This window comes from Arthrobacter wenxiniae (assembly GCF_013376105.1).
Lineage (GTDB): Bacteria > Actinomycetota > Actinomycetes > Actinomycetales > Micrococcaceae > Specibacter > Specibacter wenxiniae.
Map to the genome: position 1 here is coordinate 16919 of NZ_JAAMFM010000019.1, position 14016 is coordinate 30934.

13 protein-coding genes are annotated in these 14016 nt (G+C 68.3%); 9 read left to right on the forward strand and 4 right to left on the reverse strand.

Annotated features, from left to right (window positions below):
• Positions 1-73 precede the first annotated feature (73 nt).
• The gene (locus tag G6034_RS12505) at positions 74-775 is read right to left on the reverse strand and encodes an SCO1664 family protein (protein WP_176635446.1); all 702 of its coding nucleotides are present in this window, start codon (positions 773-775) and stop codon (positions 74-76) included.
• A 13-nt stretch (positions 776-788) separates the two neighbouring features.
• Entirely contained in the window at positions 789-1439 is a 651-nt protein-coding gene (locus G6034_RS12510; protein ID WP_176635447.1) for a histidine phosphatase family protein, read from the reverse strand.
• 190 nt (positions 1440-1629) lie between these two features.
• On the opposite strand from G6034_RS12510, the gene G6034_RS12515 reads away from it, so the two are divergent.
• The 3 genes from G6034_RS12515 to G6034_RS12525 all read left to right on the forward strand — a co-directional run bounded on the left by G6034_RS12515 (position 1630) and on the right by G6034_RS12525 (position 6537).
• A complete protein-coding gene (locus tag G6034_RS12515; RefSeq protein ID WP_176635448.1) occupies positions 1630-3018 on the forward strand; it encodes a sigma 54-interacting transcriptional regulator in 1389 nt (462 codons plus the stop codon).
• Between the two features lie 9 nt (positions 3019-3027).
• Complete coding sequence (locus tag G6034_RS12520; protein ID WP_176635449.1) at positions 3028-5031, forward strand: vWA domain-containing protein; 2004 nt, start codon at positions 3028-3030, stop codon at positions 5029-5031.
• Positions 5032-5169: 138 nt separating this feature from the next.
• Positions 5170-6537 carry an MFS transporter gene (locus G6034_RS12525; protein WP_176635450.1) on the forward strand — a complete coding sequence of 456 codons (1368 nt, stop codon included), beginning with the start codon at positions 5170-5172 and terminating at the stop codon, positions 6535-6537.
• A gap of 54 nt (positions 6538-6591) precedes the next feature.
• On the opposite strand, the gene G6034_RS12530 is transcribed toward G6034_RS12525, so the two are convergent.
• Complete coding sequence (locus G6034_RS12530) at positions 6592-7785, reverse strand: aminotransferase class I/II-fold pyridoxal phosphate-dependent enzyme (RefSeq protein WP_176635451.1); 1194 nt, start codon at positions 7783-7785, stop codon at positions 6592-6594.
• 119 nt (positions 7786-7904) lie between these two features.
• Between G6034_RS12530 and G6034_RS12535 the strand changes: the two genes are divergently transcribed.
• The 6 genes from G6034_RS12535 (at position 7905) to G6034_RS20485 (ending at position 11966) form a co-directional block, all read left to right on the forward strand.
• Positions 7905-8831, forward strand: a complete 927-nt coding sequence (locus G6034_RS12535) for a 2-hydroxyacid dehydrogenase (protein ID WP_176635452.1) — start codon at positions 7905-7907, stop codon at positions 8829-8831.
• Positions 8832-8900: 69 nt separating this feature from the next.
• Positions 8901-9392 (forward strand): DUF2127 domain-containing protein, encoded by a 492-nt coding sequence (locus G6034_RS12540; RefSeq protein ID WP_176635453.1) that lies wholly within the window; start codon positions 8901-8903, stop codon positions 9390-9392.
• Positions 9389-10315, forward strand: coding sequence for a ketopantoate reductase family protein (locus G6034_RS12545; RefSeq protein ID WP_176635454.1), 927 nt, complete (start codon positions 9389-9391; stop codon positions 10313-10315). The genes G6034_RS12540 and G6034_RS12545 overlap by 4 nt, the downstream gene beginning before the upstream one ends.
• A gap of 265 nt (positions 10316-10580) precedes the next feature.
• Positions 10581-10802, forward strand: a complete 222-nt coding sequence (gene relB, locus G6034_RS12550) for a type II toxin-antitoxin system RelB family antitoxin (RefSeq protein ID WP_176635455.1) — start codon at positions 10581-10583, stop codon at positions 10800-10802.
• Positions 10799-11065, forward strand: coding sequence for a type II toxin-antitoxin system mRNA interferase toxin, RelE/StbE family (locus G6034_RS12555; RefSeq protein WP_176635456.1), 267 nt, complete (start codon positions 10799-10801; stop codon positions 11063-11065). The genes relB and G6034_RS12555 overlap by 4 nt, the downstream gene beginning before the upstream one ends.
• Positions 11066-11798: 733 nt before the next feature.
• Positions 11799-11966 (forward strand): Clp protease N-terminal domain-containing protein, encoded by a 168-nt coding sequence (locus G6034_RS20485; RefSeq protein ID WP_425485525.1) that lies wholly within the window; start codon positions 11799-11801, stop codon positions 11964-11966.
• Between the two features lie 641 nt (positions 11967-12607).
• On the opposite strand, the gene G6034_RS12565 is transcribed toward G6034_RS20485, so the two are convergent.
• Positions 12608-13912 carry a hypothetical protein gene (locus G6034_RS12565; protein WP_176635458.1) on the reverse strand — a complete coding sequence of 435 codons (1305 nt, stop codon included), beginning with the start codon at positions 13910-13912 and terminating at the stop codon, positions 12608-12610.
• Positions 13913-14016 lie beyond the last annotated feature (104 nt).

A 14016-nucleotide genomic window follows, 5' to 3' on the forward strand; every position in this document is an offset into this window, starting at 1 on the left:
GGGCAGTGCGCAGGACACTGTCATGCGCACGGCTGGGGGCGCCCGTCGCGCAATACAGGATGCCCCGGGCGGCTCACACCAGCGGCCACGGGTAGCGCATGCCGGTGGCGTCTTCCGGCAGCACGCCCTCGCGGAGCAGGCGCCGGGCCCTTCGCTCCAGGGCGGCGAGCTCGCCGCCGTCGAGCAGTCCGGCGAGCTCCGGCGGCGCCCCCTCGGCAAGCGGCGCAATGTCCGCCAGCAGGTCCGCCGGGATTGGCTCGCCCGCGAAGTCCCAGATCACGGTCCGCAATTTATTGCTGGCGGCAAAGCACAGGCCGTTGTCAATGCCCCAGATGTGCCCGCCGGGGCCGCGCAGCACGTGCCCGCTCTTCCGGTCGGTGTTGTTGGCCAGGGCGTCGAACAAGGCGATCCGTGCCAGCTCCGGATGGGTCTGCGGCGCATCCGCGTACAAAGTGAAGTAGTGCACGCCCGGGTCGGCTTCGATGAACCACTGGAGGGAACCGGACCCCAGCGGCGGGTCTTCCCGGATCACCGTTGGCGGCACGATGCCCCAGCGCAGCGCCTCGCTGAGCAGGTAGGCCGCGCGCTCCCGCCGGTAAAGCCCCGGTTCAAAATCAGCCAAGGGCCGCTCCCCGGCCTCCGGCTTGTAGATCGCGTAGGCGCAGTCGCCCTCGGCGGACAGCCGGGCCAGGAAGGTCGCGTTGCTGCTGTTGGCAATGCGGCCCACCAGTTCCACCGCGCCCTCTTCCAGCAGCCTCAGCTCCCGCGCGGACACGCCGACTCCCGGTTCATGCCTGCCGCAGCCCGCCCAGGGGCTCCAGCGTCGAGTTGACCATGAGCACGGCCGGTGCCCGGCCCTCCGCCAGCGAGACGGCCGAAACCGAGCCGGGGCTGATGGTGATCCGCTGGAAGAGGTCCAGCGGCGTCGCCAGGTAGTGGGCCACTGCCGCCTTGATGGGGTCGGCATGCGAGACGCAGACGACGGCGCCACCCGGGTGGGAGCGGCACAGCCGTTCCAGCGTGCCCACCATCCGTGCCTGCATCTCGGCAAAGCCCTCCCCGCCCGGGAAGCGGAAGGCGGACGGCGTGTGCTGGACCGCGTGCCACTCGGGCAGCCGGGCCAGGTCCGACAGCGCGGCGCCGGTCCAGGCGCCGAAGTCGCATTCGGTCAGGCCGACGTCCTCCAGCACCTCGAGCCCCCAGCGGGCGGCCGTGGGCGCCGCCGTTTCCCGGGCGCGCTCCAGGGGGGAGGAGTGGACGGCGTCGAGGGTCAGGCCCCCCAGGCGGTCCGCCAGCCGTTCCGCCTGGACGTGCCCCAGGCCGGACAGGTGCAGCCCCGGCGCGCGGCCGGGCAGCACTGTGCCCGTGGTCGGGGTCTGGCCGTGGCGCACCAGCAGGAGCAGGGTGCGCGCCGGCTCGGGGGCTGGCGTTGCGCTCATTGGAACCAAGCGTAGCGGCAGGGGTCCCCGCCCGAGCTTGCGAGGGGTGGGGGAGTCGCGTAGCCAGGATGCCGGTTTGGATATATGAGGTCGATATATCAGCCTCAAATATCTGAATCGGCATCCCTGCCGGATAGGGTCCTTCGCCAGGGTCTCGATTCCGGGCACCGTGGGGGACTACCGTGGAGGTGTGAGTGACCATCCAGACATCTCCACCGTTGGTGAACTGCGGGCCGCCGGGCACGTGCACAAGGACCTGCGCCAGGAACTCCGCGACAACCTGCTCGCCGCGCTCGCGGCCGGGCGCGACCCGTGGCCGGGCATCCACGGCCTGGATGAGACCGTCCTGCCCCAGCTGGAACGCGCCCTCCTCGCGGGCCACGACGTGGTGCTGCTCGGCGAACGCGGGCAAGGCAAGACGCGCCTGTTGCGCACCCTGGCCGGGCTGCTGGACGAGTGGTCGCCCGTGATCGAGGGCTCCGAATTGAACGAGCACCCCTTTGAGCCGGTCACGGGGCGGTCCTGGGCCCGTGTCCGCGAGGAAGGCGATGCGCTGCCGGTGGCGTGGCGGCACCGCAGCGAGCGCTACGTCGAGAAGCTGGCCACCCCGGACACCTCCGTTGCCGACCTCATTGGGGACGTGGACCCCATGCGGGTGGCCGAGGGGCGGCGGCTGGGCGATCCGGAAACCATCCACTACGGCCTGGTCCCGCGCGCCAACCGCGGCATCGTCGCCATCAACGAACTGCCCGACCTCGCCGAGCGGATCCAGGTTTCGCTGCTCAACGTGATGGAGGAACGCGACATCCAAATCCGCGGCTATGTGCTGCGGCTGCCCCTGGACGTGCTGGTGGTGGCCTCCGCCAACCCGGAGGACTACACCAACCGCGGCCGGATCATCACGCCCCTGAAGGACCGTTTCGGAGCCGAAATCCGCACCCACTACCCGCTGGAGCTCGACGACGAGGTCGCCGTCATCCGGCAGGAGGGGAAGCTGGTGGCCGACGTCCCGCCCGTCATCCTGGAAATCCTGGCCCGCTACACCCGTGCGCTGCGGCAGTCGCCGGCCATCAACCAGAGCTCCGGCGTCTCGGCCCGGTTCGGCATCGCGGGCGCGGAGACCGTTGCCGCGGCCGCGCTGCGCCGGGCCGCCGTCCGGGGAGAGGCCACGGCCGTGGCGAGGATCGTGGACCTCGAGAGCGCCGTGGACGTGCTCTCCGGCAAGCTGGAATTTGAATCCGGCGAGGAGGGGCGGGAGCAGGAGATCCTCAACCACCTGCTGCGCACGGCCACGGCGGAGGCCGTGCGGGAGCACTACCGGGGCCTCGACTTCAGCCCGCTGGTGGCCGCGTTCGACGGCCGGACCACCGTGACCACGGGCGACGCCGTCACGGCGGCGGAGTTCCTGGAGAACCTCCCCGCCCTGGACGGCTCCGGCCTCTACGACGCGATCGGCAGCCACCTGAAAGCGGGCAACGACGGGCAGCGCGCCGCCGCCATTGAGCTGGCTTTGGAAGGGCTCTTCCTGGCCCGGCGGATCTCCAAGGAGTCCGGCGGCGGGGAGACGGTTTACGGATAAGGAAGCATCATGGGCGCCCACGAACACATGTCCCGGTACGGCCGGTACGCCGGAGGCCCCGATCCGCTGGCGCCGCCGGTGGACCTTGCCGAGGCCCTCGACGCCGTCGCGGAGGACGTCATGGCCGGCTATTCCCCCCGCCGCGCGCTACGGGAGTACCTGCGGCGCGGCGGGCCGCGCCGGCCGGGCCTGGACGAGCTCGCCGGCCGCGTCCAGCAGCGCCGCCACGACCTCCTGAACCGGCACCGGCTTGACGGCACCCTCGAGGAGGTCCGCAAGCTGCTCGAGGACGCCGTGCTCGCTGAACGCAAACAGCTGGCACGCGACGCCGCCATGGACGACACCGACCGCGCCTTCCGGGAGCTGCAGCTGGAGAACCTGCCCCAGTCCACCGCGGCCGCGGTCAACGAGCTCGACTCCTACGACTGGCAGTCCGGCGACGCGAGGGAGGCGTACGAACGCATAAAGGACCTGCTGGGCCGGGAGCTGCTGGACCAGCGCTTCGCCGGGATGAAGCAGGCCCTGGAAGGGGCCACGGCGGAGGACCGCGAGGCTGTCGAGGCCATGCTGCGCGACCTCAACGAACTGCTGGACAAGCACCGCCGCGGGGAGGACACCGAGGAGGACTTCCGCGGGTTCATGGCCCGCCACGGCGGATTCTTCCCGGAAAACCCGCAGTCCGTCGACGAGCTGGTGGACGCCCTGGCCCGGCGCGCGGCGGCGGCCCAGCGGCTCATGCAATCCATGTCGCCGGAGCAGCGCGAGGAACTCATGCGGCTCTCGGCGCAGGCGTTCGGCTCGCCGGGGCTCATGTCCCAGCTTGATGCGCTGGACTCCAACCTCCAGGCCCTGCGCCCGGGCGAGGACTGGTCCGGGTCCGAACGCTTCCAGGGCCGGGAGGGCCTGGGGCTCGGCGACGGCACGGGCGTGCTCCAGGACCTCGCCGAACTCGACGGGCTGGCCGAACAGCTGTCCCAGTCCTACGCCGGCTCCAGCCTTGACGACCTCGACCTGGACGCCCTGGCCCGCCAGCTCGGCGCGGACGCCGCCGTCTCGGCCCGCACGCTCGCGGAGATTGAGCGTGCCATGCAGGACAGCGGCTACCTGCGGCGGGGTGCGGACGGGGACCTGCGGCTCTCGCCCCAGGCCATGCGGCGCCTGGGGAAGTCGCTGCTGCGGGACGCCGCCCGACAGCTGTCCGGGCGGACGGGGTTCCGGGACACGCGGTCGTCCGGTGCCGCTGGCGAGCCCGCAGGGTCCAGCCGCGAGTGGCAGTTTGGCGACGCCGAACCGTGGGACGTCACCCGCACCATCACCAACGCCATCACCCGCACCGCGGCCGACGGCGGCAACCCGGCGTCCGGCCTGCGGCTCGAGGTGGGCGACATCGAGGTCGCGGAGACCGAGGCACGCACCCGGGCCGCCGTCGTCCTGCTGGCCGACATCTCCTTCTCCATGGCCGCCGAGGGCCGGTGGGTGCCCATGAAGCGCACGGCCCTCGCCCTGCACCACCTGGTCTCCACCCGCTTCCGCGGCGACCGCCTCGAGCTGGTCACCTTCGGCCTCCGCGCCCAGTCGATGGACATCGAGGGGCTCACGGCCCTGCCCGCCGACAGGGAACAGGGAACCAACCTGCACCACGGGCTGCTGCTGGCCGGCCGCTTCTTCCGCCAGCACCGCGCCCTCCAGCCCGTCCTGCTAGTGGTGACCGACGGCGAACCCACCGCCCACCTGCTGCCGGACGGGGAGCCGTGGTTCTCCTGGCCGCCGGATACGGAGACCGTCGCCGCCACCGTCGCCGAGCTCGACCGCCTGGGGCGCGCCGGAACGCAGGTGACGTTCTTCCGCCTGGGCGACGACCCCGGCCTGGAGCGGTTCGTGGCGGCCATGGCCCGCCGGACCGGCGGCCGCGTGGTGGCGCCCGACGCCGGCGAGCTCGGTGCCGCCGTCGTCGGCGAGTACCTGCGTGCCCATTTCCACGGTCCCGCGGACGACGCCGGCTGGGTGCCTTAGGCGGCCGTCTCACCTTGTGGACGCGTGTGACCTCTCCCACACCTCGTGATAGGCTGTCCAAAATTCATTACCGTCCGAACGGTCGGTAACTTCCGGCTTCCAAGCAACCGCGTCCGCGCGCTGAACAATGGAGTTCGCATGTCCCTCGCCCCACAAACAGCACCAGGAACCCGCTCCGAGGCCCGACGCGTCCTTGCCGGCACCCTGGTCGGAACCACCATCGAGTGGTACGACTTCTTCATCTTTGCCCAGCTCACGGCAACCCTGCTGACCCCGCTCTTCCTCAAGCCGCTGAGCGAGAACAATCCGGGCCTGGGGCAGATCCTGGCCTTCGCCATGATCGGCATCTCCTTCCTCTTCCGGCCGCTGGGCGCAATCGTCGCCGGGCACCTGGGCGACAAGTTCGGCCGCAAGCGGATCCTGGTGCTCACGCTCATCCTCATGGGCGCCGCCACGGCCCTGATCGGGCTGCTGCCCACCTACGGGCAGATCGGGCTGTGGGCTCCGCTGCTGCTGGTGCTGCTGCGCGTCGTCCAGGGCTTCTCCGCCGGCGGCGAATGGGGCGGCGCCGCCCTGATGGCCGTGGAGCACGCGCCCGCCGGCAGGCGGGGCTACTTCGGCGCCTACCCGCAGATCGGCGTGCCCCTCGGCATGATTCTGGCCACCGGCTTGCTCTACATTCTGCGCACGGCCACCACGTCCGAGCAGTTCACCGCCTGGGGCTGGCGCATCCCGTTCCTGCTCTCCGTGGTCCTGGTCGTTGTGGGCTACCTGATCCGGCGTGCCGTGGAGGAGTCGCCGGTGTTCAAGCGGCTGGCCCTGCGCAAGGCCTCCGAGCACACCCCGCTCAAGCAGCTGTTCCAGACCAACACCAAGCAGGTCATCCAGGCCGCCCTGATCTTTGTCTCCAACAACGCCGCGGGCTACCTCGTCATCGCGTTCTTGATCGCCTACACCACCAAGGTCCTGCACATGCCCGTGGCGCCCGTGCTGCTGGCCACCACCGTGGGCTCCTTCGGCTGGCTGATCTTCACGTTGGTGGGCGGTTGGCTCTCGGACAGGATCGGGCGCCGGGCGACGTTCCTGGCCGGCTATGCCCTGGTCTTCGTCTGGATGATCCCCATGTTCCGGCTCATCGACTCCGGCAACGTGGTGGTTTACGGCTTCGCGGTGTTTGTGCTGACAATCGGCCTGGGCCTGTCCTACGGCCCGCAGTCGGCCATGTACGCGGAGATGTTCCCGGCGCACATCCGCTACTCGGGCATCTCCATCGGCTATGCGATCGGGGCCATCCTGGGCGGGGCGTTTGCTGCCACCGTGGCGGAGGTGCTCCTGCAGAAGACCGGCTGGTCCGGTTCGATCGCGCTGTACATCATGGCGCTGACCGTGGTGTCGGTCGCCGCCGTGCTGTGGGTGGGGGAGACGCGCGGGAACAACCTGCACGTGGAGGACCTCGACGACGAACTGGTGCGCCTGGCCGCCAACGTGGCGCCCGAAGGAAAATAGCGCCGCCTCAAGCCGGTGCCCGGCTCCCGGGCCGCGCACCGGCTGGCGCGCCGCTCACAGTTCAAGCCATGCCTTCAACCGGCCCAATCCCTCCCGGATGTCATCGACGGGCAGGCCGGAATAGGCAAAGCGGGCGTAGGAGCGGTCCTCTCCCGGCTGGGGCCGGCCAAAATGGAGGCGCGTGCAAAATGAGACGCCCGTCGCGTGCAGCGCCTCGGTGGCGAAGTCCGGCAGCTCCGTGATGCCCTTCGACGCCATGGCCCCGGTGACATCGGGGAACAGGTAAAACGTGGCGTTTGGCTTGGCAACGCTGACTCCCGGCATGGAGTTGAGCAGTTCGGCGGTGGCGTCGCGGCGGGCCTGCAGCTCGGCGAGGATGGCACGGGGTCCGGACTGGTCGCCGCGGATGGCCTCCACGCCGGCGCGCTGGACAAAGTGGGTGGTGCAGGACTCGTCGTTGGTGTTGAGCTTGGCGAATGCCTCGGAGACTTTCCGCGGGGCAACGGCGCACCCGAGCCGCCAGCCGGTCATCGCGAACTTCTTGCTGAAAGTGTAGAGGATGACGGTTCGCTCCGCCATGCCGGGCAGCGCCGCAATCGAGTGTGAGGAACCAGAATAGCGCATCTCAAAGTAGGCCTCGTCGGAAAGCACCCACAGGTTGTGCCGCCGGGCCAGGTCGGCAACTGCACGGCGCTCGGCCTCGGTGGATTCGGCCCCGATGGGGTTTTGCAGGTCGTTGTAGATGATGGCCTTGGTCGCCGGGCCCACCATCGACTTGAGCTGCTCCAAGTCGATCGCGAAGCCGGCGTCCGTGGGGAGGTAGCGGTACGGGCGGGCGGTGCCGCCGTAGTATTCGATCTGGCTCTCATAGATGGGGTAGCCCGGATTCGGGTAGAGGACCTCGTCCCCCGGATCCATGAGCGTCTGGATGAACCGGCCGATCACCGGCTTGCCCCCCGGATGCACCGTCACCTGTTCCGGGCCCACTGCCATTCCGCGCTTGGCGCCAATGTCTTCGGCGAGTGCTTCACGCAACAGCGGTATCCCGGCCGCCGGGCAGTACCCCGTCAAGCCGTCGGCAATGGCCTTGTCCAGGGCCTCGACAATGTTCGGCGGTGTTGGCAGGTCAATGTCACCGAGGTGGAAAGGATAAACCCGGTTTCCCTGTGCCGCCCAGTCGGCTGCGGCCTGGGAGACCGAAAATGCGGTCTCGGTGCCGAGCCGGTCCAATCGTTGCGCAAGCTCCACGTGGCGCCTCTTTCTGTTCGCTGGGCCCACGCGTCAGCGGGGCCCGGCTGAGAAACGAAGCCCGGGAGGGCGTGGGGACTAGTCCTGATCGTACGACCGCCCTGCGCTATCCTCAAGGGATGGGTGAAGATCACGTACTTGTCAGTGTTCCCGATGCGGCCCTGCGCGAAGCGTTCGGAGCCGCGCCCGAGGGCGTGGAGATTGTCGAATGGGACATGGCCGGGCCCCCGCCCGCTGCCGTGATCGACATCGTGGTGCCGCCTTACATGGGCGGAACGGGGTTGCTGGCGGCCCTGGAGGGCGTCACCGCCAGGCTCGTGCAGAGCCAGTCCATTGGGTTCGACGGCGTTGCGGCCGCGCTTCCGCCGGGAAATGTGTTCGCCAATGCTGTCTCCGTGCACGAGACCTCGACGGCGGAGCTGGCTGTGGCGCTCATCCTGGCGTCCCAGCGCGGCCTGCCGGAATTTGTCAGGGCCGCCGGACGCGGCACCTGGACCCCGCTGCGACGCCCGTCCCTCGCCGACCGCACCGTGCTGCTTGTCGGCTACGGCGGCGTTGGCAAGGCCATTGAGGACCGGCTGCGCGGGTTCGAGACCACCGTGGTGCGCGTTGCCACACGCGCCCGCGAGGAACCCGCCGGGCACGTGCACGGGATCGACGAGCTCCCGTCCCTGCTGCCGCAGGCTGACATCGTCGTGGTCGGGGTTCCGTTGAGCGACGCCACCACGCACCTGATCAACGACGGCTTCCTCTCACTGCTGCGCGACGACGCATTGGTGGTGAACATCTCCCGTGGCGCCGTCGCTGACACCCCGGCCCTCCTTGACCATGCCCGCCGTGGCAGGCTCCGGCTGGCCCTGGACGTGACGGATCCCGAGCCGCTTCCCGACGGGCATCCCTTGTTTGATTTGCCCAACGTGCTGATCACCCCGCATGTTGGCGGCGCCTCAAGCGCCATGATGCCCAGGATGGCGCGCCTGCTGCGCCGCCAGGCCGAGCGCATGCTCCGCGGCGAGGAGCCGCTGAACGTCGTTGTGCGGACCTGACCGCCGCAGCCCGCCCGCCGCGCAGTTGACGGTGTTACGCTCCAAACAGCATTTTGGTTGGGAGGCGTCATGCCCGTGCTGAAGTTCACGGACTGGTGGGACAGGTTCTTCGCGGTCGGCATCATCTTCAAGGGGCTCGACGGCGTCCTGGAGCTGGTGGGCGGCGCGCTCCTGCTCTTTGTGGCCCCGGCCCAAATCAACCACCTGGCCATCCTGATCACCCAGCCGGAGCTGACGGACGACCCCAACGACTTCATCGCCAACCACATCCTGCAGGGCGTGTCCGGGCTGACCACTCACGTGGTGCTCTTCACCGCCGCCTACCTGCTGGCGCACGGCATCGTCAAGGTGGTCCTGGTGACGGCGCTGCTGATGGACAAGCTGTGGGCCTACCCGTGGATGATCGGCGTCCTGGTGATCTTCATTCTCTACCAGCTGTTCCAGCTCACCACCACCCCGTCGATCGGGCTGGCGGTCCTGACCGTGTTCGATATCCTGATCGTGTTGCTGACGTGGCACGAATTCCTCAGGCACCGCAAGCGCGGAAAAGAGTTGGCATGAAGTTCCTTGTGGTTGGGGCCGGCGCCACGGGCGGCTACTTTGGCGGGCGCCTCGCACAGGCCGGGCGCGACGTGACCTTCCTGGTCCGAGAGGGACGGGCAGCGGTCCTGCGGGCCCATGGCCTGCGGATTTCGGGACTGGGCCAGGACGTCCGCCTTGAGCCGCGACTCCTCACGGCAGGGCAGCTGGGCGGGCCGTTCGACGTCGTCGTGGTCACCGTCAAGGCGTCCGGGCTGGCCGGCGCCATCGCCGACGCCGCGCCCGCGGTGGGCCCGGACACCGTCATCATCCCGTTCCTCAACGGCATGGCGCACCTCGACCGGCTCGCCGCGGCCTTCGGGGAGGAGAGGCTGTTGGGCAGCGTGGTCAAGGTGGTGACCACCCTGGACGACGGCGGCGGCATCCTCCAGCTGGGCCCGCTCGCCCAGTGGGACCTGGGGGAGCTGCGGGGCGGTCCGGGCGAGCGTGTCCGCCGGATCCTCGCCGAGATCGACGTCCCCGGCTACTCCGCCCGCGCGGTGCCTGACGCCCTGGCCGCCATGTGGCACAAGTGGGTGTTCATCGCCACCGCGGGCGTGGTGACGTGCCTGATGCGCGGTCCCGTCGGCGCCATAGTGTCCGTCCCGGGCGGGCTGGAATTCACCTACGCGGCGCTGGCGGAGGCCGTTGCCGTCTCGACGGAGGCCGGCTTCCCCGTCCCGGACCCGGTCATTGCGGAGGCGCTGGCGTTCCTGACCCAGCCGGGCTCCACCTTTACCTCGTCGCTGTACCGGGACGTCACGGCCGGGCTGCCCAACGAGACCGAGCACATCCTGGGTGACTTTGCCCGCCGTGCCCGGGACATGGGGCTGGAAATCCCCCTCATCGACCTGGCCTTGATGCAGCTGCGCGTGCACGAGGCCGGCCGCCTTCAGGCCGGGTAGGTCGCCCGCGCCGCTTCCCCGTCTCGTCTGAGCTGGACCATGAAAAGCGCGTGGGCCGGCGGAATGGTCCGCATTTGGTGAGTCAACTTCAGCAGGATCGTCTTTCCGTAGTTGGCCCAAAACTGCGAATCCCGGTGCAATGGCCGGCGAGTCCGTTTGGTCCGTGTCCAGGGCGGCGGGTGTCCCGCAGGGGGAACGCTGAGCGGGAAACACTGACCGAGCCAGTGTAAACTTGTCTTATGAAGCTGTACAGGAAACTGGCACGATGACCATCTCAATTCGACTCACACCCGATGAAGAGGCCCGCCTTGATGTTCTCGCGCAGCGCACTGGCCGGTCTAAGAGCTTCTACGTCAGGACCGCTCTCCATGAGTACCTGGCGGATCTCGAAGACGCATTCGCAGCAGGTTCCGCCATCGAGGTTTTCGAAGCCGAAGGCCGGCGCAGCAGGCCGTTGGCCGAGTTGAAGGCTGAGACGGAACGGTGACGTCGCCGTGTCACGTTGAAACCACCGCAGAGTTCGATCGCGAGTATAAGAAGCTTGACCGGGCGGTCCAGAAACGCGTGATGGCGTACCTCGAGGAAAGTGAAACACTTGACGATCCGCGTCAGCGCGGCAAAGGGCTTGCCGCCAACCACTCCGGCGTGCGGCGCTACCGCGTTGGCGATTACCGCATCCTCGCCCAGATTACCGACAGCACCTTCACCGTACTGGCCATTCGAGTAGGCCACCGTCGCGACATTTATTGATCCCTCAGGCCGAGCAGAGCATCCAGCGCCACTCGCTTTCGATGCACTCGGCAGCTCGAGTTGTTCCGCAAGGGGAACCTCCTGCGGGACATCCGCGACTCGCTGACGACGGAATCAGGATCGTTTCCGAGCCTCAGTTACTTTGAGAGCATGCCCTCATATTTCATCACCCATCCTGAGGTCGACGTAGATCCTTGCACTCCGATTGAAGAGTGGAAGTTGTCCGAGGTCGGCCGAGCTCGTGCTGCCCGCCTCGCCAGTCTTGGGTGGACTAGTCAACTTGACCGCATCATCACCAGTTCGGAACATAAGGCGAAGGAAGCCGGGGCGATTCTCTCCAGCCTGACCGGGCTCGCCTTCACAGCCGCAGCGTCGAATTGTTGCCGCCATCCGCCACCTCAGTTCTGACTCCGCCATTTCGACCGCATTTGTTGCTCACGGGGCCGTGGGCACCCTGCTCTTTTGCGATCTCATGGGCATGCCAATCAGCCGCGAACACGATCAACCTGGCCAGGGCAGCTACTTCGAATTCGACCCACAAATATGGACAGCCAGCCACAGCTGGCGCCGCATCCAACCAGCCGGCCTGTGAACGCACGCCGAACCGTCAGCGGGAACGCTTGGCACTTCCGCAGCTCGATTAGGGGCCGGGCCAGGACATCCTCCTCCGGGGAGGCGCGCGTGGTGCCCACGCGCCGCGAAGACTACGCTTTGGGGCATGACCGGTTCGAAGATGTCTCAGAACTACACCGACGGTGCCCGGCGGGCGGTGGTCCTGGCCCAGGAAGAAGCAAGGGCAATGATGCATGACTCGTACATCGGACCCGAGCATCTACTATTGGGTCTTTTGCACGCATATCCGAACACGGTGCAGACGGTTGCTGGGCGTCTGGCCGGATGAAGTGCGTGATGCGATAATGCGTTTCGCCTCCCCTGGTCCGCCAGGCACCTCAGAAGGGTTGCCGTTCACCCGCAGTCTCTGGAGGCCCTCGAGGCGGCGCAGCGCACCGTGCGGGAGCTTCATTCCGATCACGTCGGGATCAAGCACCTATTGTTGGGCGTGCTGAGTGTCCATGGCGACCGCCTGGATCGGGCGCTGGCCGCTGCGGTTGTGGATCGAGACGGTGCGCAAAGTCGGGTAATGGCGGCGCTTACGCAAGGGTGACCGGTTGCTCCGAGCTGGGCAACAGGCAGCGATCGCCCGCCGTCCTATCCTCGCAAGCACCCGCAAGGGGTCTGTCCGGATAGGCGTCACCGAACAGTCCCGTAAGCCGATCCACCAGCGGTGCAGCGACACCCAGTATTCTCAGGATCGCGAACGCCGCGTTGCCGCCGCCGGCCGATTCCCGCCTGACCGGCCCGCAATAATGCCCGGTGACCGGGTCCTATGGGGGACTGGACATGAAGGCGCCCAGACATGGACGGCTCACGTCTCGATGTCCACGCTTAGTGAGACAGGTGCACGCAATGGGCCCCGTACTGAGATTGGTTCACTGTGGATGAGGCAGGACACCAGCGGAAAGCTGCTGGCGCGCGTGGTGGTCAACCGTTGCGGAACAGCTCCGCGATGTGGAGCCCGGCGCCCGGGCCCACCGCCTTGATGTGGAAGTCCTCCTCCAGCATCACCACCAGGTCCGGGCGGAAGGCGGGCGGGACCGTGACGTGGCCGTCAACGGTGACGAGCCCTTCCGCGGCCCAGCTCATGACGTTCCTGGCGAGGACGTACAGGTCCGGATGGACTGTTTCGGGTGACTCCAGGGCGTGGACCAGGGGGGCCGATTCGGGCGGGTTTTCGGTGGCGCATTCGGCCATGAAGGATGCCATGTCCACGTGCCAGCCGCTGTAGCTGCCGGGATCGGATCCGGTCAGGGTGGAGATGAAGATGAATTGGCCCAGCACGTCCCGAAACACCTCCACCCTGGATTCCTCCACTGCCAGGCGCTCGTGGAGGCGCGGCGCGACGACCGCGCGACCGGCGTCGATCCTGACCAGTCCAAGGCTGACCAGCAGGTGCCAGTAGAGCCTGATCCGGTCCAAGGCCCCCATCGTGAGCTCGGCGGTCGAGGCGGAGGACGTGAAGGCCCGCTCGAGCATCCCGGCCCCGTTGTGGGTGAGGGCCGCGGCAGCCTGGGCCCGGTCCGCCTTTCGCAGCGCTCCCTTGGTGGTGACCTTCCGGCCGCCGCCGACCCACTCCAGGAGCGACTCAACGTTCTTCCAGAGCGGAGATGCCGCGGCCGTGCCCGTGAACTGTTCGGCGGTCAGCTCCGGAATGTAGACATCGGCAAAGTCATAGTCCCCGGGGTCAACGGAATCGGCGTCGATGTCGCCGGCGTTTTCACGGATGTCGTCATCGTTGGCGGCGGCCAGCGGCGGCGCCAAGGCGTCGAGGGCGCGGTCCAGGCCCGGCCACGCCGGCTGCCCGAACAATTCCTGCAGTTGCGCCAGTTCGCCGGGGGTGCCCGTCCAAAGGGAGCCCTGGGCCAGGTAACCCACATAATCCCGGACGCCGCTGCGCAGCGCGAAGGTGGCCTGCGGATTGGCAGCGGTGGCCGCCTCCAGGACCTCCCTCACCGCATCGGGCACCAGCGACCTCGCATCGGTTTGGGGCTGAAGCAGGCGGTACAGGTCGAAGAAGTCGTCAAGGATCATCAGGCTCTTGTCGATGCCGGCGTCGCCGCGCCCCTGGGATTCCAGCCAGAGCGCAAATCCCGGTGCCAGCGCCTCCATGGCGCGGTCCAGCCGAACATCGTGCAGCGGCATGGCATTCGCCCGTCCCGCTGTGTCGGCGGCGGCCTTGGCCGGGTTGCCGAAACGCGACTTTTTGGTGGACTTGGACTTCTTGGACACGGTATTCCTTGCCTGGGGCGGGAGACTTTCCACTCAACCGTAGCCGCAGGGAACCCGGGCCGCACCCTGAGGGGCCGCGCCTCCGCCATTGACTGGACGGCCGC